At 65.8% G+C, this 19,876-nt stretch carries 18 protein-coding genes and 1 pseudogene; 7 read left to right on the top strand and 12 right to left on the bottom strand.

The window, feature by feature from the left end; all coding sequences use genetic code 11:
- Position 1 precedes the first annotated feature (1 nt).
- Together ACX9OT_RS04195 and ACX9OT_RS04190 are read left to right on the top strand one after the other, a co-directional pair.
- Entirely contained in the window at positions 2 to 478 is a 477-nt protein-coding gene (locus tag ACX9OT_RS04195; RefSeq protein WP_189719432.1) for a (R)-mandelonitrile lyase, read from the top strand.
- Positions 475 to 1,512, top strand: coding sequence for an alpha/beta hydrolase (locus ACX9OT_RS04190; RefSeq protein ID WP_049422285.1), 1,038 nt, complete (start codon positions 475 to 477; stop codon positions 1,510 to 1,512). Before ACX9OT_RS04195 ends, ACX9OT_RS04190 begins: the two co-directional genes overlap by 4 nt.
- Before the next feature lie 22 nt (positions 1,513 to 1,534).
- Here ACX9OT_RS04190 and ACX9OT_RS04185 read toward each other — a convergent pair whose 3' ends face one another.
- The 6 genes and pseudogenes from ACX9OT_RS04185 to ACX9OT_RS04160 all read right to left on the bottom strand — a co-directional run.
- The gene (locus ACX9OT_RS04185; protein ID WP_459001116.1) at positions 1,535 to 3,418 is read right to left on the bottom strand and encodes a PepSY-associated TM helix domain-containing protein; all 1,884 of its coding nucleotides are present in this window, start codon (positions 3,416 to 3,418) and stop codon (positions 1,535 to 1,537) included.
- Positions 3,419 to 3,464: 46 nt separating this feature from the next.
- Positions 3,465 to 5,921, bottom strand: coding sequence for a TonB-dependent siderophore receptor (locus ACX9OT_RS04180; RefSeq protein ID WP_459001114.1), 2,457 nt, complete (start codon positions 5,919 to 5,921; stop codon positions 3,465 to 3,467).
- 108 nt (positions 5,922 to 6,029) lie between these two features.
- On the bottom strand, positions 6,030 to 7,073 hold the full coding sequence (locus tag ACX9OT_RS04175; protein WP_459001112.1) for a FecR family protein: 1,044 nt from the start codon (positions 7,071 to 7,073) through the stop codon (positions 6,030 to 6,032).
- Positions 7,070 to 7,756, bottom strand: coding sequence for an RNA polymerase sigma factor (locus ACX9OT_RS04170; protein WP_459001110.1), 687 nt, complete (start codon positions 7,754 to 7,756; stop codon positions 7,070 to 7,072). The genes ACX9OT_RS04175 and ACX9OT_RS04170 overlap by 4 nt, the downstream gene beginning before the upstream one ends.
- A 335-nt stretch (positions 7,757 to 8,091) precedes the next feature.
- On the bottom strand, positions 8,092 to 8,619 hold the full coding sequence (locus ACX9OT_RS04165) for a DUF6622 family protein (RefSeq protein WP_459001108.1): 528 nt from the start codon (positions 8,617 to 8,619) through the stop codon (positions 8,092 to 8,094).
- A 121-nt stretch (positions 8,620 to 8,740) separates the two neighbouring features.
- A pseudogene (locus ACX9OT_RS04160) lies at positions 8,741 to 9,541 on the bottom strand (S1 family peptidase); the annotation flags it as partial.
- Between the two features lie 190 nt (positions 9,542 to 9,731).
- On the opposite strand from ACX9OT_RS04160, the gene ACX9OT_RS04155 reads away from it, so the two are divergent.
- Positions 9,732 to 10,010, top strand: a complete 279-nt coding sequence (locus ACX9OT_RS04155) for a hypothetical protein (RefSeq protein WP_459001106.1) — start codon at positions 9,732 to 9,734, stop codon at positions 10,008 to 10,010.
- Between the two features lie 31 nt (positions 10,011 to 10,041).
- On the opposite strand, the gene ACX9OT_RS04150 is transcribed toward ACX9OT_RS04155, so the two are convergent.
- Together ACX9OT_RS04150 and ACX9OT_RS04145 are read right to left on the bottom strand one after the other, a co-directional pair.
- Positions 10,042 to 10,911: a methylenetetrahydrofolate reductase gene (locus tag ACX9OT_RS04150; RefSeq protein ID WP_459001104.1), complete on the bottom strand. Its 870-nt coding sequence runs from the start codon at positions 10,909 to 10,911 to the stop codon at positions 10,042 to 10,044.
- Entirely contained in the window at positions 10,911 to 11,825 is a 915-nt protein-coding gene (locus ACX9OT_RS04145) for a LysR family transcriptional regulator (RefSeq protein WP_459001102.1), read from the bottom strand. The genes ACX9OT_RS04150 and ACX9OT_RS04145 overlap by 1 nt, the downstream gene beginning before the upstream one ends.
- A gap of 176 nt (positions 11,826 to 12,001) precedes the next feature.
- Here ACX9OT_RS04145 and msuE point away from each other — a divergent pair, with 176 nt between their 5' ends.
- The 3 genes from msuE to ACX9OT_RS04130 are packed head-to-tail and all read left to right on the top strand — an operon-like array spanning position 12,002 to position 14,692.
- Positions 12,002 to 12,583, top strand: a complete 582-nt coding sequence (gene msuE, locus ACX9OT_RS04140) for an FMN reductase (protein WP_459001100.1) — start codon at positions 12,002 to 12,004, stop codon at positions 12,581 to 12,583.
- A 58-nt stretch (positions 12,584 to 12,641) separates the two neighbouring features.
- Positions 12,642 to 13,619 (top strand): DUF1852 domain-containing protein, encoded by a 978-nt coding sequence (locus ACX9OT_RS04135; protein ID WP_459001098.1) that lies wholly within the window; start codon positions 12,642 to 12,644, stop codon positions 13,617 to 13,619.
- A gap of 38 nt (positions 13,620 to 13,657) precedes the next feature.
- On the top strand, positions 13,658 to 14,692 hold the full coding sequence (locus tag ACX9OT_RS04130) for a methionine synthase (RefSeq protein WP_049401536.1): 1,035 nt from the start codon (positions 13,658 to 13,660) through the stop codon (positions 14,690 to 14,692).
- 55 nt (positions 14,693 to 14,747) lie between these two features.
- Here the strand turns inward: ACX9OT_RS04130 and ACX9OT_RS04125 are convergent, their stop codons facing one another.
- The 3 genes from ACX9OT_RS04125 to ACX9OT_RS04115 form a co-directional block, all read right to left on the bottom strand.
- Positions 14,748 to 15,776 (bottom strand): SEL1-like repeat protein, encoded by a 1,029-nt coding sequence (locus ACX9OT_RS04125; protein WP_459001095.1) that lies wholly within the window; start codon positions 15,774 to 15,776, stop codon positions 14,748 to 14,750.
- Between the two features lie 114 nt (positions 15,777 to 15,890).
- On the bottom strand, positions 15,891 to 16,346 hold the full coding sequence (locus tag ACX9OT_RS04120) for a hypothetical protein (RefSeq protein ID WP_423173967.1): 456 nt from the start codon (positions 16,344 to 16,346) through the stop codon (positions 15,891 to 15,893).
- A gap of 91 nt (positions 16,347 to 16,437) precedes the next feature.
- A complete protein-coding gene (locus ACX9OT_RS04115) occupies positions 16,438 to 16,650 on the bottom strand; it encodes a hypothetical protein (RefSeq protein WP_459001093.1) in 213 nt (70 codons plus the stop codon).
- A 244-nt stretch (positions 16,651 to 16,894) separates the two neighbouring features.
- Between ACX9OT_RS04115 and ACX9OT_RS04110 the strand changes: the two genes are divergently transcribed.
- Positions 16,895 to 18,142, top strand: a complete 1,248-nt coding sequence (locus ACX9OT_RS04110; RefSeq protein ID WP_459001091.1) for an arsenic transporter — start codon at positions 16,895 to 16,897, stop codon at positions 18,140 to 18,142.
- Positions 18,143 to 18,175: 33 nt separating this feature from the next.
- Here the strand turns inward: ACX9OT_RS04110 and ACX9OT_RS04105 are convergent, their stop codons facing one another.
- Entirely contained in the window at positions 18,176 to 19,828 is a 1,653-nt protein-coding gene (locus tag ACX9OT_RS04105) for an ABC transporter ATP-binding protein (protein WP_459001089.1), read from the bottom strand.
- Positions 19,829 to 19,876: the final 48 nt, after the last annotated feature.

Here is a 19,876-nt window from a genome sequence, read left to right as displayed (position 1 = left end):
CATGTCCATGCTTCTCGGTACGTTGATATCCATGGCTGCGCCTGCGACCGGCGGCGGCCCGGCCAGCGATGATCTGAGCATAACGCCTGCTGGCAGCGCATCGTCCGTGGCGGGCCCCGCTGACTACTTCACTGGCAACGTGCGCATCGATGGCGGGTTCCAACGCCCTGCGCCGGCACGCGTAGGAGGTGCAACGGTCACCTTTGAGCCCGGCGCACGCACGGCCTGGCACACCCACCCGCTGGGCCAGACCCTCATCGTGACCGCAGGCGTGGGCTGGGTGCAGCAGTGGGGTCAGCCACGCCAGCAGATCCGTCCGGGGGACACCGTGTGGATCGCCCCGGGCGTGAAGCATTGGCATGGTGCAAGTGCCACAGTGGCGATGACCCACATCGCGATTGCCGAGGCGGTGGATGGCAGCCCGGTGACGTGGCTGGAGAAAGTAAGCGACGAACAGTATTCGGAGATGCGCGAATGAAGACGCTGATGCTTTCTCTGGTCCTCGCGGCCATCCCCCTCACTGCAGTTGGACAGGACATGGCCCACGGCGCGGACAACTTCTATCGCAGCACCCAGCTCACCAGCGAGAAGGTGCGCTTCAACAACCAGTACCACATGCAGATCGTCGGCAATCTGTACGTACCGAAGAACCGCAGGCCTGGGCAAGCATTGCCCGCGATCATCGTGGGCCATCCCATGGGCGCGGTGAAGGAGCAGAGTGCGGATCTCTACGCACAGAAGCTGGCTGAACAAGGCTTCGTGACCCTGGCTATCGACCAGTCATTCTGGGGTGAAAGTGCGGGCGAGCCCCGCAATGCAGTTGCGCCGGACATCTATGCCGAGGCCTTCAGTGCAGCCGTCGATTACCTGGGCACGCAGCCACAGGTGGATCGCGAACGGATCGGCGTGCTTGGCATCTGCGGCAGTGGCAGTTTCGTGATCAGTGCGGCCAAGATCGACCCGCGCATGAAAGCCATTGCTACCGTCAGCATGTACGACATGGGCGCCGCGAACCGCAGTGCCCTCAACCGCTCGCAGAGCGTTGAGCAGCGCAAGGCCGTGATTGCTGCTGCCGCGCGCCAGCGTTGGGTCGAAGCCGAGGGCGGCGCCGCACAGTACACCTCCGGCACGGTGCATAGGCTTGAGGCAGATACTCATCCGATCCAGCGCGAGTTCTACGACTTCTACCGCACTTCGCGCGGCGAGTTCACGCCGACTGGTTCATCACCGCAGCTCACCACCCACCCGACGCTGACCAGCAACGTGAAGTTCATGAACTTCTATCCGTTCAACGACATCGAGACCATCTCCCCGCGTCCGATGTTGTTCATTGCGGGTGATCAGGCGCATTCAAAGGAATTCAGTGAGGAGGCCTACCGGCTGGCGGGACAACCGAAGGAACTGCTGTGGGTGAAGGGTGCAGGCCATGTGGATCTGTACGACCGCACCGATCTGATTCCGTTTGCAGCGCTGGGGGCGTTCTTCCGGAAGAGCCTGGACGGAAGCATGTGACAGGCCAACGCCCCCCCTGGCCTCACCCCGTCCGCAGCATCGCCACCAGCAACCCCATCAGGGCACTCCCCGCCGCCAGACTCAGCCACACCCTCCCAACACTGCGGGCACTGAAGACGCCCGCAGCAACGGCAATGAACAGCACGAACCCCAGCAGTGAACTGGCCAGGACCGAAACGGACGTCCTTACCCCCACCAGCGCGGGCAGCAACAACGCCAGTGCCGCAGCGGTAACGGCGGTGAACACGTAGCCGCCCAGCGAGGCGGCCAGCACACGGCTCGCCACCTGCCAGCGATAGGCCGCTTCCCGCCCGGCCGGAGGCTTGGCCGTACGCGCCGCCTCCGGTGCCCGGGGCCAGCGGCGCTGCAGCATCAGGGCCATTCTTGCCAGCATCAACCCGAATGCCAGTGCGACCAGCTCCACGCCGGCCTGCTGCCACGCGCCCCGCTGCAGATACATCAGCAGCCCCTGCCCGGTGGTTGCCATGTTCACCAGCGGCAGCGCCAGGCACAGTGCTGCAGCCAGCCACAACTGCTCGATCCAGGCCAGGCGCGGTGGGCGCCACAGCGCGTGCAGCACCGAGGCAGCGCAGGCAGCAAGAAAAATGCGTATTTCCCATGCGCTGCGATCGCTCATTCCCAATGGCAGCAACCGATTGCCATGCAGGTAGACGATGCTTGCCAGCGCCACCCCGGCCAGCGATGCCACGTTGAAGGCTTCCACGCAGCGGTAGATGCCCGCCGTGGCCGCGCCGAACTCATGCTCGCTGCGCTTGCGCCGCTTGATGGAGAACAGCAACGTGCCGATGGCGATCATCGCCGTGCCCAGCAGGCCGCTGATGAAGTACAGCCACTTCATCGGCCAGCCGCCGAAATCGGCCTTGTGCAGTGCTTCGATGGTTTCGTGCACCTGTACGGCGCCAATGGCATGCGGATGTGCACCATGCTGTTGCAGCAGCGCGCCGCTGGCAGCATCGAACGCCGCCCGGCTGGTCTCGGTCAGCAGATGCCTGGCCGCGCCCCCCTCCGGCTTGCGGCCGATCACCTCCACCACGCTGTGCACGGTGCCGGGCGCCTGGATCACGATCAGTACTGGCGGCTGCCCGCTGATAGCCTGCGCGCGTGCGAGCAGGTGCTGCAGGTCCGGCAGTCGCGCGGTGGATATCAGGATGCCTGGCGGAGTCGGCTGTGCAGGCGCCAGCTCGGCTTCATAGCGCGCATAGGCGTCATCGGCATCGCCATAGGCTGCCTGCACGGGCCACGGCAGATAGCTGCTGTAGAAGAAGGTCAGCCCCGTGTAGCCGATCATGAACAGGAACGGCAGGGTCAGCACGGCACTCAGGTTGTGCGCATCCAGCCAGCTGCGCTGTCCCTTGCCCGGGCGAAAGGTGAAGAAGTCCTTGAAGATGCGTTTATGCACCACCACGCCGGACACCAGCGCCAGCAGCATGCAGGCCGTGATCCAGCCGACCAGCCAGTAGCCGGCCATGCCGCCGTGCAGGGTGTAGTGGAAGGACATGAAGTGGCGCCCGCCTTCGGTTTCCCGACGGCGAGGTGGAGGCCGTGGCATGCCTGTGCTGGTATCCACCCAGCGTTCGTGCGCGGTGCCGTCGCCACCCTCCCATGACAGCTCCAGTGGCCAGCCCGGCTGGGCAGGCCAACGGATCTGCCACGCCCGGGCATCGGCGGCGTTGGCGGCCAGCCAGTGCTGCGCACGTACCGCCTGCGTTGCGGTGTCCACCCCCGGCGAGGAGGCCGGCACGGGGCCGGCCTCCATCCATCGCGTGATCGGCTCACGGAACACGCTGAGCGTGCCGGTCAGGAAAATCGCGCACAACAGCCAGCCACAGGTGAGGCCGCACCAGGTGTGCAGCCACGACATGCTCTGCCGGAAGCCCGCTTTCATGCCTGCCCCGTGGCGGGCAGGCTGTTGCCCCGCCGATTGCGGAAGATCACAGCGATCCGCGCAGCGTCAGCATCACATTGCGGGGTTCGCCAAAGAAGTTGCCGCGGCGGATCTGGCTGATCATCGCGTAGTAGCGGGTGTCGAACAGGTTGGCCACGTTGACGCCCACGCTCCAGCGCGGATTGATCCGGTAGCCGGCGCGCAGGTCCCACACGGCACGTCCCGCTGCGCCCATGCGCCAGTCCGGGTCGTCGTAGGCCGGATAGGAGTAGCTGCTCTGTGCCGATACACCCCCGCCCACAGAGAACGCGTTCCACTTGCCCGGCAGCTGGTAGGACGTCGACAGGCGCAGCAGATGGCGGGGCGTCTCGGCGCTGATGGTCGCGCCCTCATCGTCGCGGCTGGTGACGTGGGTATAGCCCGCCATCATCTGCCAGCCCGGCGCCAGTTCGCCGCTGGCCTCCAGCTCAAAGCCCTTGCTGCGCAGCTTGCCGCCATTGCGGTAGCAATCGGACGACGCCAGCGAGCCACGGCAGCTGCCCGGGTCGGATTCGTCCACCACGGCGTTGCCGGTCTTGCGGATGGAGAACACTGCGGCGGAGACATTCAGGCGGCCATCGTTCAACTCACCCTTCACGCCCAGCTCGTAGTTGGCGCCGATGGCCGGATCCAGCACCGAGCCGGACGCGGTGACGTACGAGCTCTGCGGCTGGAAGGTATCGGCGTAGCTGGCATAGACCGACCATTGCGGACCCAGGTCGTAGACGAGGCCGGCGTACGGGGTGAATTCGTGCTTCTGTTCGTAGTCGCGGCTCTTGGCGCCGGTGAAGCCATCGCTGGACTGGTACTTCACCCAGCTCAGCCGGCCACCCAGCGTGAGGTGCAGCGGTTCTGCCAGCTGCAGGCGCAGGTTGCTGTACACGCCGCTCTGCTGGGCGCGGGCGTTTTCTGACCAGTCCCACGCGGGCTGCAGCGGCTGCGCGATGGCGCTGTGGTCGGGTGCGTAGACATCAATCGGCACGTCGATGGCCAGGTCCGCCGAGCTCTGGCGGGTACGCTGGCGCGACCACATCGCGCCCAGCAGCAGCTGATGGCTGCGGCCGAAGGCGTCGAAACTGCCGGTGGTGTGCAGGTCGATGCCATCACTACGCACGCGCGAGCGGTTGAAATAGATGTCATAGAAGCGCGAACCGATGCCGGTGGCGCGGTCCACCCCACCCAGCGGAACCGCGACACGCTGGTCCAGGTCCGACTCGGTGCGGTTCACCGACAGGCGTGCCTTCCAGCGTTCGTTGAAGCGGTGCTCCGCCTCTGCAAAGGCTTCGTCGACGGAGCCCTCCTGCCGGTTCCAGTCCTGGATGAGCGAGGTGGAACGCTTGATGTCCAGCGCACCGCCATCGGTGTAGCGCGGCAGGCCGAACAGCCAGTAGCCGTCGGTGTCACTGGCCTGATGGCGCAGGCCGAAGGTCAGCGTGGTATCCGTGCCCAGATTGGCATCGATCACCCCATAGGCCACCGGCGTCTTCGATGAGGTGCCCCGCTGGAAGTAGTCGCGGTCCTGATAGGCGGCGACCAGTCGGCCGCGCACGCTGCCGGTAGCATTGAGCGGGCCACCGCCATCCACCTCGACGCGGTAGTTGTCCCACGAGCCCAGCGTGGCCGCCAGATCCAGATGGGCCTGGTCGCGCGGGCGCTTGCGCACCATGTTGATCGCCCCGCTGGGGTCGGCCGCGCCGAGCATCATGCCACCGGCACCGCGCAGCACTTCAACCCGTTCCAGCACGGCGGTGTCGATCGGCAGCCAGCCCACCGGGGCATAGACAATGCCGGCCACGCCATCGACCAGATAGTTGCTGTCGTCCACGGTGAAGCTGCGGATCGAGAACTTGTGGTTGCCGAAGTTGCGGGCGGTCTTGGTCACGCCGGTGGTCTGTGCCAGCGCTTCGTCCAGCGTGGTGAGGTTGCGGTCGTCCAGCTGCTGGCGGGTGATCACGCTGACCGACTGCGGGGTCTGGCGGATGCTCTGCCCCAGCTTGCCCAGGCTCAGTTCACGTGCCGTGTAAGCGCCATCGCTTGGGGCATTGGCGGTCACGTTCACCGTCTGCAGGGTGGTCTGGGCATCCTTGCTGCGCGCAGGCGCTGCTGCTTCCTGCGCCAGGGTGAACACGCCCGGACGGGTGGCATTGACACGCACGCCACTGCCCTCCAGCAGGCGCGCCAGTGCCTCCTGCGGCGTGTAGCTGCCGGTCAAGGCCGGGGCGCGACGGCCCGCCACCGCCGATTCGCTGAACAGCACCTGCTGCCGGGACTGCTCGGAAAAGCGGCGCAGTGCGGCATCCAGCGGTTGCGCCGGAATATTGAACTGCACGCGCGCAGCCGGCTGCGCCTGTGCGATGGCTGGCGCTGCCAGCGCGCTGGAAATGCACAGTGCCAGCAACGGCAGCCGCTTGGCGTGTACCCCCGTAGAGAACGCGCCAGCAACAAGTGCGCGCTTGATCTTCATGTACCCCATTACCGCTCCATCATGCTTGGCCGCTACTGGCCTCACTGGGGTAAACGGAAAATGGCGGTGGGGTGGGAACCCGCGCCGGAAGAAATTTTCGTTCCGGCGTCAGCGGGTGACAGGCCGTTCGTCGATGCGATAGCCGCCCTGGGCAGTGCGGGTCACCTGCACGGGCAACAGATCCGGCAGCGCTTCCAGGAAGGTGGCCGGGGCATCGGTGGCTGCGTAGCCGGAGACCGGCAGGAACTTCAGCCCTGGCTGGCCCAACGTGACGGGATGGCCCAGATACTGCCCGACCTCCTGCGCCACTTCGTCCAGCGGGGTGCGCCGGAACACCAGGCGCCCGTTGCGCCAGCCGCCAATGCTGTCTGCGCTGGCGGCAATGGAGCGGTAGGCGGCTGTAAGCGTGGTAACGGCCAGGCCTTGTTCGGCGTGCAGGCTGACCGGCGCGGTGCCTTCGGCGCGATCCGGCTGTACCCGCACGTGCCCATGCAGCACCTTGACCACGACTTCGCCCGGCCCATTGCGCACATTGAAGGCTGTGCCGACCACCGTCACCCGGCTGCGCTGGGCATCGACGGTGAAGGGCCGGTCGGCCGCCGGGGCGACCTCGAAGAAAGCCTCGCCCTGGCTGAGCACCACTTCACGACGGGATCGATAGAAATGCACCGCCAGCGTGCTGCGTGCATTGAGTGAAATCCGTGAGCCGTCCGGCAATTGAAGATCGCGTATCTCGCCCGCACCGGTGGCCACGTCCTGTACGTAGCTGGGCGCGGTGTACCAACCGTAGCCGACGTACCCCAAGGCCAGCATCGCCACGGCCGCAGCCGCCGCAACGCGTGGCAGGCGCCACGACCGTGCACGCCGCGCCGCCCTGCCCCGCCGTGGAGCGGCAGGTGCAGGTACTGCTGGGGCGATCACCGCATGCGGGTCCGAGGCCAGCACGGGGCGCGGCAACTGGCCGAGGTCGTGCCAGGTTCTGGCCACGTCGGCGAACGCCTGTCGGTGCGCTTCGCTCTCGGCCAGCCAGTGCTGCAGGGCCGCCTCTTCTTCCGGTTGCCAGTCCGCATCCTGCCGCCGCACCATCCACGCGGCGGCCGCCTCATGCAGGGCAAACGGGTCGGAACCTGCGGCAGAAGGGAGATCGGTCATCGGCAGGGAAAATCAGCATCGATGGCAGGCGCCAACGCCTCGCCCGCCTTGATCGGGCGATGCAGTTCCTGCATCTGTGCCAGAGACGCATAGCGTACCCGCACTTCGCAGTAGGCAACCGCTCGCGACAGGTGCTTGACCACCATGCGGCGGGAGATCTGCATGCGAGCGGCCACGTCCTCCTGGGTCAGCCCATCGAAGCGGCAGAGCACGAATGCCTCGCGTTGACGCTCGGGTAGCTCGGCCAGCGCTTCTCGCAGGCGCTCCAGGCGCTGCCGCTGGGCGCTGAGCTGCAACGGGCACTGTGATTCATCGCTGGCGATGGCTTGGCCCGCATCCTCTGCATCTGCCAGCGGCAGCGTCTGGAGACGGCGGCCTGCGGTGTGCTCACGATATTCATCGGCCACGGTGTTCATCACCGTTCGCCGGAAATAGGCGCCTTGCTGGTCGCACGAGGCCAGTGCAGGGTTTGCCGCCAGCCATTTGACTGCACCGTCGTGCAGGGCGTCCTCACCCTCCGCACCTCTGACACGCGCAAGGCTGCGCAGAATGGGCCCGCGCCAGCGGGCATAGGCTTTCGCAAGGAGGTTCCCGCCCATTGGCGAGGCGTCTTCCGGAATGCCCGCCTCCGTGGACGAGGCCCGATCCGCGTTGCTGCCCGTGCCCCGGCCTAGCGTGGACACATCACCCTCAGGGCAAATGCCTGCGGTCTGCACAGGTGGGGCGGGGAATTCACGTTGGGAGCCGGAGTTCTGGCCGCCATAGGCGGCGGAAGGGGTGGGATGCCGCAAGTGTAGTGAGAGTCATTTGCAATTGGAACCACTTGCCCCGCCCCGGCGCCGTAGTGAAATGCAAGCAGCAGCTCACCAGTGATGGTGCTGCCTGCCAGCGAGACCTGCCGAATGCGTTGATTGCGGGCATGCGGGTTGATTGGAGCCTGTAGGGACAAGGGCTGCCGGCCAGCGGCCGGCACTACCCCTTGGGGCTATTAATGTGACGCGTCACGACGGAGCTGGTTTCAGCCTGCCACCCCAACCCCTTTACCTGCCTCACCCAGTCGCAACGAGGCCAGATAGCGGCAGTACTTGCCGATGAAGAGGCCGGTGAATCCGCCTGCCAGCAGCAGGTAGGCGGCGCTGAAGCCGGCGTTGGCGGTCAGCGACGGCGACACTGCAAATGCAACTTCGAAGCCGTACTTCACCAGGAAGGTGATCAGCAGCAGCGGCAGCAGGCTGAAGTCCGCGTTGCGCCAGAGCTTTCCGGTAGCGCCCTCCAGGGTCAGCTTCACGTGGCCCAGCAGCAGCCATCCCAGTGCCGCGCCGGTGCCGATGCCGGCCAACCACTCGCCCCAGGCGGTCAGCGAGGCGCCGAAGCGATGACTGATCGACCACGCGCCCCACACGGCGAACAGGACGGGCACGCTCGCCAGCTTCTGTAACGAAGTCTCACCCGGTTTCATGGCGGCGATGCCACGCGTGACCAGGAACGCCAGGAGCAGCCAGACCCAGATCGGCGTCTGCGAGGTGAGTTGCTGGAGCATGTTCATAAGCGGTCGCCTTGGTGGGTGGTGGCGAGGTGCCCTCGCCTTGGCGTCCACTATTCGCTTCCGCCCGGGTTGCAACCAGTGACAGCTGTGAGTCTTCGGGGGTTACGGGACGATTAGTGGGCGCACTCAGGACGCTCTCGATCCAACCCACATAGCGCGATACCCGAACGTTGTGCACAACCTGCCCGTAGAAGCCGGCCTCAAGGGCATGCTCGGGAACGGCGGTGATCCAGGAGCCCAGCCCCACCAGCTGCCAGACGCCGTGATCCTTGATCACCAATGGGCCGCCGCTGTCCCCGTTACCGAGCACGCCTTCCAGTGGGAGGCCCTGTGGCGGGGCATCGAACCGATACCAGAGATAGCGATCATTGCCGCCGGTAATGGCGTTGTATGCCCGCCGCAGCGTGGTGCGATGCGGCCCGCCCGGCACCAGTCCAACCGTACCATTGCCAGTGGCGCCCTTCCCGATCAAGGCGGCGATCTGCGTGACTTCGGCGCTGCCGCGATACAGCGCCACGGGCTGCACGTCGTTCACGGGCGCTGCGAGCCGGATCAGTGCAATGTCATCCGACCCGGCCAGGAAGGCGTGGATCTTCGCAGGATTTCCCGTTGCCAATGCCTCCTTGCCCAATGCGTCAGGCATTCTCCGGTAACCGGGGTGCAGGAATACGCGTTCCACGCCGTAGTCCTTCCCCTTGATGGTGATGGTCTGCCCCATCCCCTCCATCGGTGCGGCATGCGCTGCCGTCAGCACCCACTGCGGCGCGATCAGAACGCCTTGCCCTTCGCCCGGCATGTCGGCCAGGGCCGGAAACGCGGATCCATCGATCCGGTATCGGGCATCGTCCACATCGTGGCGGATGACCACGGCCCCAGCATCGAACGGCAGCGTGGCAAGCGCCAGAAACAGCCAGCGGATCATGAGTGCCTTCATCCTTGCGGTCAGTTGCTGCAGCCTAGCCGAACACCTCCGGCGAAGGGGAAACGTCCGACCAACCTCCCGTGTTCGACGACGAATGCGGGTGAACCTGCCCCGAAGCCGGGGCGGCCACAGGCCGTTAACAGCCCCGCTCTATGCTGGAGCATCATTGGAGACCCATGAGGTACGCGGCATGACCAGACTGCACACCCTGATGTTGACCGGCTGCCTGTTGGTCCTGAGCCCGCTGGCCTCCGCCGAGACCGTGAACCTGACCAACAGCGCCGACGGTGCCAATCGCGATGCGGGCATCGCGGCGGTCAAGAAGAAGCTGCAGGACGCGTGCACCGACCGCAAGGGCTCGCCCGATGCGGCGTCGTTCGAGGTGGTCTTCGAGAAGACCAGCGAGAACCCGAACGTACCCAAGCCGTACTACGTAGATGGCAAGATGAAGTGCGAACTGCCGGGCTGAAGGGCCCGGCCACGCGATCATCGATAGATCATCAGACGCTGGCGGCCGACGTGCGCCGCCGGTACCGCTCGATCCAGTCCAGTGATGGGGCAATGCCGCCGAACGGGAAGAAATGCGGACTGACCGGACCATGGGCGTCCGTCAGCCCACTCAATAGGCGATCCACAAACACCTCTGGCCCCGCCGTGCCGAGCAGCCGGCCGATCGAGATGCCATACCGCGCCAGCATCGATGCACTGGCACTCACGCCGCACATCGCGGCGTAGCGGGCCAACCGCGCAATGCTGGCCGGCCCCGGCACGCCCACCAGTACCGGAACCGTGATGCCACGGGCGCGCAGCGCATCCAGCCAGGCCAGCACGATATCGGCATCGAAGGCGAACTGGGTGATGATCAGCGGTGCCATGCCCCGCGCCTCGATGGCCTGGCACTTACGCTCCAGCACGCGCCAACGGTCCTCGGCGTTCATCATCGGATGCCCTTCCGGATGCCCGCCCATGGCAACAACCTTGATGCCGCAACGTTCAAGAAGGCCAGTCTCGATGATCGAAGTACTGTCGGCAAACGGCCCTGCGGGCGCGGAAAGATCACCCGCGATCAGCAGGCACGTCTCTACCCCCGCTTCGCTGGCGGCGCGTTCCAGGAACCGCGCAAGCGCCGCACGCGACGCGATGCGGCGGGCAGAGAGATGGGGCATCGGCTCGAAGCCGAGTTCGCGCACCGTGCGCGCGGCCGCCAGCCGGGCGTCGTCGTCCTCGCTCGCCAGGTAAGGGATCGAGATCGTCGTTCCCGGAGCGATGCGATCCGCTTCCGCGCGCAGTGCCGGCATGGCCTTCGCGCTCACTTCCAGAGAAAACGCGTTGATGAAGGCTTCCGCCCGCTGCGATCCAGGTGCAGGCATCAACGCGCTCCGCCCACATTGCCGGCAATCGGCGTGCTGTTACGCGCCAGTTCGACGAAGGCCTGCAGGTAGTCGATACCGGTATCGGCCTCGCGCGCGCCCAGGTAGATCTGCTTGGGAATGCCCTTCGCCCCCAGGCGCACCGGCACCACGTCCATGCGCGCGGCATATTCCTCCACCAGCCAGCGCGGCATCGCGGCCACGCCGCGACCGCTGGCCACCATCTGCATCATGATGTCGGTGGTTTCGATGGTCTTGTGGCGCCGCGGCGTGATGCCGGCCGGCAGCAGGAACTGGTTGTAGATGTCCAGGCGCTCGAACGGCACCGGGTAGCTGATCAGCACTTCCTGGCCGAGCTGACGCGGCTTTACGTGGTCCACATTGGCCAGTGCATGGTCCTTGGCCACCACCAGCACCTGCTCGTAGTCGAACACGGGCACGAACTTCAGGCCCGGCTTCAGCAGCGGATCGGGCGTGACCAGCAGGTCGATCTCGTAGCCGAACAGCGCGCCGATACCGCCGAACTGGAACTTCTGCTTGACGTCCACATCCACGTCCGGCCAGGCGGCCAGGTAGGGCGAGACGATCTTCAGCAGCCACTGGTAGCAGGGATGGCATTCCATGCCGATGCGCAGCGCGCCGCGCTCGCCCTGGGCGAACTGGCCCAGCCGTTCTTCGGCCAGGTCCAACTGCGGCAGCACGCGGTTGGCCACCGCCAGCAGGTACTGTCCGGCCTGGGTTAAGCGCAGGCTGCGGCCTTCGCGCAGCCAGACGTCGGTGCCGAGCTGCTGCTCCAGCTTCTTCATGCTGTGGCTGAGGGCTGACTGGGTCAGGTTGAGCACGCCGGCGGCAGCGGTCAGCGAGCCCTGCTGCTCGACCTGCTGCACGATGCTGAGGTGGATCCGTTCCAGCATGACGATGAATCCCGCTCATGGATTGGTGAAGTAATACCATTTTACGTCATGGAAGGGCATGACTAGGATCGGGTCATGCCTTCGGTTGCCTGCCAGCCCGGTCACCTCGCCGGCCTGCAGGACTGCGCCCCCGCAGATCGCCCGAAGGAGCTCCCTCCCCTGCTGAAAGCGAACAGATGACCCGCCCCCTCCGTATCGCCGCCGTTTCCGGCGGACTGCAGCGCCCCTCCAGGGCTGCAACCCTGGCCGAGCACCTGCTGGACCTCATCGGCGAGGACGTTGCCTGCGAGCCGCACCTGATCGAGCTGGGCGAACTGGCGCCGCAGCTGGCCGGTGCGCTGTGGCGCTCGCAGTTGCCCGACAGCGTGGAGCGGCAGCTGGTGGCCGTTGAACAGGCGGACGTGCTGGTGGTGGCCACGCCGGTCTACCGCGGTTCGTACACCGGCCTGTTCAAGCACTTCTTCGATTTCATCCACCAGGACGCACTGGTCGACACCCCGATCCTGCTCGCCGCCACCGGCGGCAGTGAGCGCCACGCGCTGGTGATCGACCACCAGCTGCGGCCACTCTTCAGTTTCTTCCAGGCCCGCACCCTGCCCCTGGGCGTGTACGCCACCGACCGCGATTTCGCCGAGGGCCGCGTGCACAACGACGCCCTGATCCAGCGTGCACGGCTGGCGGTGCAGCGGGCGCTGCCCCTGCTTGCGCTGTCCCATCGTGCAGCGCCCGCTGCCGCCGAGGCCGCTGCAGTCCTCTGAATGCCGAATGCCTGCGACCAGCATTCGGATGTCACCCCCGCAACCCGGAACGCCGCCCATGACGACCGACACCTTCACTTTCAGCATCACGCGCATCCCCTTCAACGAGGACTACCAGCCCGCTGACGGCACGCGCATCACCACCAACTTCGCCAACCTGGCCCGTGGCGCATCCCGCCAGGAAAACCTGCGCAACACGATCAGCATGATCAACAACCGCTTCAACGACCTGGCGCACTGGGACAACCCGAGCGCGGACCGCTACGCCGTTGAGCTGGACATCATCTCGGTGGAGATGCACATCGATGGAGCCGATGGCAGCGATCCGTTCCCGCTGATCGAGGTGTTGCGCCCGACCATTGTCGACACGCGTACCGGCGCTCGCACCGAGGGCATCGTCGGCAACAACTTCTCGTCCTATGTGCGTGACTACGATTTCAGCGTGGTACTGCCGGCCAGCAACGAGGGAAAGGCGACCTTCGGCATTCCGGAAGGCTTCGGTGATCTTCACGGCAAGCTGTTCCAGCACTTCCTGGAATCGGAGGCCTACCGCGCCAATTTCAGCAAGGGGCCGGTGATCTGCATCAGCGTCTCCAGCAGCAAGACCTACCATCGTACCGAGAACCACCATCCCATCCTGGGCGTGGAGTATCGCCAGGGCGAGTTCTCCCCCACCGACCAGTACTTCGACAAGATGGGCCTGCAGGTGCGCTACTTCATGCCGCCGGGCAGCGTCGCGCCGCTTGCGTTCTACTTCCAGGGCGACCTGCTGGGCGACTACTCGAACCTGGAACTGATCGGCACCATCAGCACGATGGAGGCATTCCAGAAGATCTACCGGCCGGAGATCTACAACGCCAATTCCGTGGCCGGCAAGGTCTACCAGCCCAGCCTGAAGCACCAGGACTACTCCTCCACCCGCATCGTCTACGACCGCGAAGAGCGCAGCCAGCTGGCGGTCAAGCAGGGCAAATTCACCGAAGAGCACTTCATCAAGCCGTATCGCGCCGTGCTTGAGCAGTGGGCTGCCCGCTGATCCACCGATTCTCCATCCGCCCCAGGACACAGAACGCAATGTCGACGAAGAAACTGCTCCCTACCTCCACCGCCGGCAGCCTGCCCAAGCCCTCCTGGCTGGCAGAGCCCGAAAAGCTCTGGTCGCCCTGGAAGCTGCAGGATGAAGGCCTGACCGAAGGCAAGCAGGATGCCTTGCGCCTGTCCCTGCAGGAACAGCAGCACGCCGGCATCGATATCGTCAGCGACGGTGAGCAGACCCGGCAGCACTTCGTCACCACCTTCATCGAGCATCTCAGCGGCGTCGACTTCGAGAAGCGCGAAACCGTGCGCATCCGCAACCGCTACGACGCCAGCGTGCCGACCGTGGTCGGCGCCGTGAGCCGCCCCAAGCCGGTGTTCGTGGAGGATGCGAAGTTCCTGCGCCGGCAGACCACGCAACCGATCAAGTGGGCCCTGCCCGGCCCGATGACCATGATCGACACGCTGTACGACGCGCACTACAAAAGCCGCGAGAAGCTGGCCTGGGAATTCGCGAAGATCCTCAACGAGGAAGCGAAGGAGCTGGAAGCCGCTGGCGTCGACATCATCCAGTTCGATGAGCCCGCCTTCAACGTGTTCTTCGACGAAGTGAACGACTGGGGCGTGGCCGCACTGGAGCGCGCGATCGAAGGGCTGAAGTGCGAGACTGCCGTGCACATCTGCTACGGCTACGGCATCAAGGCCAACACCGACTGGAAGCAGACGCTGGGCTCGGAATGGCGCCAGTATGAAGAGTCGTTCCCGAAGCTGCAGACCTCCAACCTCGACATCATCTCGCTGGAATGCCACAACTCGCACGTGCCGATCGACCTGATCGAGCTGGTGCGCGGCAAGAAGGTGATGGTGGGCGCCATCGACGTGGCCTCCAGCACGGTGGAGACGGCCGAGGAAGTGGCCAACACCCTGCGCAAGGCGCTGCAGTTCGTGGATGCCGACAAGCTCTACCCGAGCACCAACTGCGGCATGGCGCCGCTGGCCCGTGACGTGGCACGGGGCAAGCTGCGGGCGCTCAGCGAAGGGGCCAGGATCGTGCGCGAGGAGCTCTCGGCGTAACCGCTGAAAGAGATCAGCGTCCGGACCTCTGTGCGGGGTCCGGACGCATCGGCACTCAGCGCTTGCGCGCGCGCCGCTCGGGGCACTCCTTCGGATCGAACAGATCGTAGGTCTGCTTGATGGCCAGATTGCGGATCGCCCTGCGGTTTCCCTGCGCTGCAGCCTCACAGGTCCAGTAGATATCCTCATCCTGGTCCTTGGGCACCCCGCGCCCGATGGAGTACAGGTATCCCAGCTCGGCCTGTGCAGGCGCGTAGCCCGCCATTGCCGCCTTGCGATACAGGTCGGCGGATCGGGCCTCATCCTTCTCTACGCTGATACCCTTGGCATACATCAGGGCGAGCCTGGTCTGCGCCTCCACATCACCGCCATCGGCAGCCGCTGTGAATGCTTCAACCGGGCCAAACGCGCCGGGCGTGTCCATCTCGGCACACCACACCTCGTTCTCCTTGCGATTCAGGCACAGCTCCAGACGGGCCTCCTTGACTCCCGCTAGGCCGAGCTCCTGCACGGCTGCCCTGGCATACCACTGCATGGCCTGGGCCTCGTCTTTCGTGAGGCCGGCGCGTCCCTTCTGATAGAGATTGGCAAGGCTGTACTGCCCGGCCGGCGAGCCGAGTTCAGCGGCTCGGCGGAGCCACAGGACAGCCTGGGCATCATCCTGCTGCGGGCCCAGGCCCTGCAGGTACATGATCCCGAGATCGGACTGTGCGTCCGCATTGCCCTGATCGGCAGCCTTGCGTACCCAGTGCAGGGCCTGAGCGGAATCCTTCGGCACGCCATTGCCTCGCAGATACAGCACACCCAGCATGGACTGTGCCGGCGCATAGCCCTGATCGGCCGCCTTGCGGTACCAGTCCGCTGCCTTCGCTGCGTCCCTGTCGACGCCTGCGCCGCGCAGATACCTGTCCCCAAGTTCATTCTGGGCTTCCGCGTTGCCGGTCTTCGCCGCAGCCATCACGCGATCCCGCTCGGCTGCGTTGTCATTGCCAAGCGCAGGCGTGCTGCAGGCCAGGGCAGCCAGTCCCGCACAGAGTGCGACGCGCCGCAGGGCGCCAATCCATTCTTCCGTGAACGTCTGCATTCTTGATCAACTCCAGATGGATGCCGCAGGTAGACCCGGCAGGTGCCTCGATCAGCAAGTGATCGGGGCCGGGGGCGGCATTATAGGTGCGCGCAGGACCACGTGGCCGAGGTTCTATCTGGGTAGCGGGCGTGCCTGCTCCTGCGCTCGCGACATCGCAGGGGGCCGTCTCAGCGCGAGCGCCTCCTTGATCCGGCCCATCTCGCGCGACCCGGCCTCGGCCAGGCGGCGGGCCTGCTGCCGCTGCTCCCGCGTGAGCGTGGAAGGTGGTGGAGTACCGGCATCCAGCAGCCGCGCCACCGCATCGCGCAACCGCAACTGCGGGCAGAGCCGGGCGGCGCACCAGCGTTCGGCGTAGCGCTTGGCCTGCCGCGCATTTGCGGCAGCCACCACCTTGGTCTGTGACATTTTCCGCGCGTCGAGGAACAGGCGGACACCGAGCACGGCATGCGGCACGATGTTGGCCACGCAGCGGCCGTTCCACCACAGGTCCCAGTGGTCACCGCGCTGCACCCAGCCGGAGGGCCGGCGGGCCGTCATGAAATCGGGAGGGCTGGAGGGGGAATGCATGGCCGGAAGAATACGGTCGGCCGTCGCATGGACTGAGATTGCGGAGTGGCGCTGGCAACCTCACAATGCTTCTGCCGCAGTGAAGCCCTCTTTACCACTCTGGGCCGAGCAGCTTCTCCACCTCGGTTTCGAGCCTCTTGGCGGCTTCCTCCTGCGAGGCCACCTTGATGCACAGCCCGGACTGGGCGGGCCCGGGGGTCAACTGGTAACGATTGATGGTGCCGCCGCCGTCGCCATCCAGTTCCACCCGGGCCACCAGGGTTCGGCCATTGGCGTTGAAGGTCCAGTCCTGGTATTCGAACATCGTTGAGTCCACCGCAACGCCTTGAATGGCTCCCACCTTATGCGGGGTGGTGGTGAAGAACGCCCGAAGAAAACGTTCGCGGAGCGTGGGTGCCGGGGGCACGCGGCAAGCAGACGAGCATGGGCTGGGCTCCACAGCTCGGGCGCGGCTCACGGAGTATGATGCCGCCTTCCCCGAACTGCCGTGATTGCAGCGGGCGCGCTCCCGTGAGGTACGCGTCGGCGCCGCTGAGACACCCCGCCCGATGCTCGTTTCCCACTCCTCTTTTCTCATCTGGGCGGCCGTGGCCGTTGCCACCGTAGGCCTGCTGTTCCGGCCATTCCGCATTCCGGAGTACGTGTGGGCACTGGGGGCTGCCCTTCTGCTTCCACTGCTGGGAGCGATGTCGTTCGGCGCGACCTTGCACGCGGTGGCCGAGGGCCGCGATGTCTATCTGTTCCTGGTCGGCATGATGATGCTGGCCGAGCTGGCCCGGCGCGAAGGCCTGTTCGACTGGCTGGCGTTGTACGCGGTCCGTCATGCGGGAGGCTCGGGACGACGCCTGTTCGACCTGGTGTTCCTGGTCGGCACGCTGGTGACCGTGTTCCTTTCCAACGATGCCACGGCGGTGGTGCTGACCCCGGCGGTCTACGCAGCCTGCAAGGCGGCCCGTGCCAACCCCCTGCCCTATCTGTTCGTCTGTGCGTTCATCGCCAATGCGGCCAGCTTCGTGCTGCCCATTTCCAACCCGGCCAACCTGGTGGTGTACGGCCAGCACATGCCGCCCTTGATGCAGTGGCTGGCACAGTTCGCGTTGCCGTCACTGGCCGCGATCGGCGCCACCTATCTGGTGCTGCGCTGGGTGCATCGGCGCGAGATCGCGCAGCCGCTGGTGGCGGCACCGGCGCATCGCCCGCTGACCGATGGTGGCCGGCTGAGCGTGCTGGGCGTGTTGTTCACCGGCACCGTGCTGCTGGTGACCTCCGCACTGAACGGCCCGCTCGGATTGACCACGTTCTGCGCAGGCACGCTGAGTGTGGCGGTGGTGGCGATGCGCCAGCGGCGCAGTCCGTTGCCGTTGCTGCGCCATGTGTCATGGGGCGTACTGCCGCTGGTGGCCGGCCTGTTCGTATTGGTGGAAGCGGTTGCCCAGACCGGCGCCATCCAGACTGCAGCCAGCGCGCTGCAGGCCGTAGCGCAAGCCTCCCCACACCAGGCCAGCTGGCTGGCCGGTGGCGCGGCGGCGTTGCTGAGCAACGTGGCCAACAATCTGCCGGTCGGCTTGGCCGCTGGCTCGCTGGGCCAGATGGCCGACCTGCCGGCACAGACCCGCGCCGCATTGCTGGTCGGCGTGGACCTGGGCCCCAACCTGTCGGTGACCGGCTCGTTGGCCACGATGCTGTGGCTGGTGGCGCTGCGCCGCGAGGGCGAGCATGTCAGCGCGCTCGACTTCCTGCGCGTCGGCGCGCTGGTGATGCCGCCTGCGCTGATCGGGGCGCTGTTGCTGCTCTAGTTGGGCGTGGTTCGGTCGCCATGACCAAGTTGCTCAGCGATCACTCTCCAGCTCAATCACCCGGTCAGTCGGGCTCACGATACCGCGCCGATGGGTGATGGCCACTACGGTTACATCGTTCGCCAGTGCGCGGATATGGTCCATGATCTCGCGTTCAGTGGCCTCATCCAGCGCGGAGCTTGCCTCGTCCAGGAACAGGATCGCCGGCTCGCCATACAGTGCACGGGCAATCGCGATGCGTTGGCGTTCCCCACCGGACAACTTCAGGCCCCGCTCGCCCACCGTGGTTTCCAGCCCCTCGGGCAGCGCCTCGATCAACGGCAGGATCGCAGCCTTGCGTGCGGCATGCCGCAGCCGATCATCATCACGCGCGCGCCCGAGCAGGATGTTGTCGGCCAGGCTTTCGTTGAGCAGGATGACATCCTGCGGAACCACCGCGACAGCGGCATGCCAGGCCGCACGGTCGATCCGGGACAGGTCAAGGCCATCGACCAGGATCCGGCCACGCTGGGGATCGATCGATTTCAGGGCGAGCTTGAACAGCGTCGACTTCCCTGCCCCGGTCGGCCCGATCAGGAAATTGATGCCGCCACGTTCGGCCTCGAAGGACACATCGCTTACCCCGCGACCGTTGCCATAGCGGTGGCTGACTTGCTGGAACGCCAGGCGACCGCTTTCCCCGGCGAAGCGCTGGGCATCGGCTGCCTGCTGCTCCTCGGGCGCCGCCCACAAGGTGGAAAGCGGAGCCAGCATGCTCCACGAGCGCGCGACGTCATCGATCGAACGGGCGATCATCTCGAACGGCATGTTGAGCTGGAGCAGCAGCAGATTGAACAGGACGATGTCGCCGACGCTCAGACCGCCGCTCTGGTAGCGCGGCAGCAACAGATGGAAGGTAACGATGAACTCGACCGCCAGGCCGATGCCCAGCAGCGCAATGAAGCCGATCCGCTGTAGTACGTAGGCGCGCCAGCTGTCGCGCACCTCCTGGGCCTTCTGCTCGAAGCGCTGCACCATCCAGGCGCTGCCGCCGAACTGGCGCAGCGTCTCCATGGCATTCATGGCATTGCCGACGAAGCGCGCGTTCTGCTGGCCGGCCTCGACCGCAGCTTCGCGATGGATGCGTGCGCGCCGGGTAGCGATGGCGGAAAGCGTGACGGCTACCGTGCCGTAGGCCAGCACGATGGCCACCACCTGCAGGTTGATCAACGCACCCAGCGTTATCAGCGTCAGCAGGATCTGCAGCGCGCTGGGAATGAAGGCCACCAGCCCCAGCTGCACCACGATCTTCAGCGCGCCACGGCCTTTCTCCCCTGCAACCTGCAGCTCGGCGGCGTTGTACTCCAGGAAGAAGCTGTTGGTCTTCTTCAGCAGACGGGCGAAGTAGCGGGTACTGGTGATGAAGCCAAGATTCTCGCCGCTGAGGAACGACAGGTACTGCACGGTGTTCTGCAGGGCGCTGCCAGCGCCAAGCATGACCGCATACAGCAGGAAGCCGCCCGCGAGAGCGCCGACCCCGTCGATGGGCAGACAGTCGATCAGGCGTGAGAAAAGATAGGGCGCCGCAACATTGGCCAGGCTGGACAGCACGACACTGCCGGCGATGAGCAGCAGCAGCCTGCGGTCAGCCTTCCAGTACGTGCCCAGGATTTCAGCGACGGGCGGCGGAACAGCAGTCTTCTTCATCGGCCTGGTTCCGGCGTGGACTCAACCCCATAATGATATGCTATAACA

This window comes from Stenotrophomonas genospecies 3, from assembly GCF_054473855.1.
The sequence above is the reverse complement of the archived record's forward strand: the minus strand, read 5'-3'. Positions and strand labels throughout refer to the sequence as shown.

Excerpts from the sequence above, each read along its gene's own strand:
- ACX9OT_RS04120 (WP_423173967.1), bottom strand. The coding sequence starts at position 16,346 with ATGCATTCCCCCTCCAGCCCTCCCGATTTCATGACGGCCCGCCGGCCC.
- ACX9OT_RS04195 (WP_189719432.1), top strand. The coding sequence starts at position 2 with ATGTCCATGCTTCTCGGTACGTTGATATCCATGGCTGCGCCTGCGACC.
- ACX9OT_RS04110 (WP_459001091.1), top strand. The coding sequence starts at position 16,895 with ATGCTCGTTTCCCACTCCTCTTTTCTCATCTGGGCGGCCGTGGCCGTT.
- ACX9OT_RS04165 (WP_459001108.1), bottom strand. The coding sequence starts at position 8,619 with ATGAACATGCTCCAGCAACTCACCTCGCAGACGCCGATCTGGGTCTGG.
- ACX9OT_RS04130 (WP_049401536.1), top strand. The coding sequence starts at position 13,658 with ATGTCGACGAAGAAACTGCTCCCTACCTCCACCGCCGGCAGCCTGCCC.
- ACX9OT_RS04175 (WP_459001112.1), bottom strand. The coding sequence starts at position 7,073 with ATGACCGATCTCCCTTCTGCCGCAGGTTCCGACCCGTTTGCCCTGCAT.
- ACX9OT_RS04125 (WP_459001095.1), bottom strand. The coding sequence starts at position 15,776 with ATGCAGACGTTCACGGAAGAATGGATTGGCGCCCTGCGGCGCGTCGCA.
- ACX9OT_RS04155 (WP_459001106.1), top strand. The coding sequence starts at position 9,732 with ATGACCAGACTGCACACCCTGATGTTGACCGGCTGCCTGTTGGTCCTG.
- ACX9OT_RS04135 (WP_459001098.1), top strand. The coding sequence starts at position 12,642 with ATGACGACCGACACCTTCACTTTCAGCATCACGCGCATCCCCTTCAAC.
- ACX9OT_RS04150 (WP_459001104.1), bottom strand. The coding sequence starts at position 10,911 with ATGCCTGCACCTGGATCGCAGCGGGCGGAAGCCTTCATCAACGCGTTT.
- ACX9OT_RS04115 (WP_459001093.1), bottom strand. The coding sequence starts at position 16,650 with ATGTTCGAATACCAGGACTGGACCTTCAACGCCAATGGCCGAACCCTG.
- ACX9OT_RS04190 (WP_049422285.1), top strand. The coding sequence starts at position 475 with ATGAAGACGCTGATGCTTTCTCTGGTCCTCGCGGCCATCCCCCTCACT.
- ACX9OT_RS04185 (WP_459001116.1), bottom strand. The coding sequence starts at position 3,418 with ATGAAAGCGGGCTTCCGGCAGAGCATGTCGTGGCTGCACACCTGGTGC.
- ACX9OT_RS04145 (WP_459001102.1), bottom strand. The coding sequence starts at position 11,825 with ATGCTGGAACGGATCCACCTCAGCATCGTGCAGCAGGTCGAGCAGCAG.
- msuE (WP_459001100.1), top strand. The coding sequence starts at position 12,002 with ATGACCCGCCCCCTCCGTATCGCCGCCGTTTCCGGCGGACTGCAGCGC.
- ACX9OT_RS04105 (WP_459001089.1), bottom strand. The coding sequence starts at position 19,828 with ATGAAGAAGACTGCTGTTCCGCCGCCCGTCGCTGAAATCCTGGGCACG.
- ACX9OT_RS04180 (WP_459001114.1), bottom strand. The coding sequence starts at position 5,921 with ATGAAGATCAAGCGCGCACTTGTTGCTGGCGCGTTCTCTACGGGGGTA.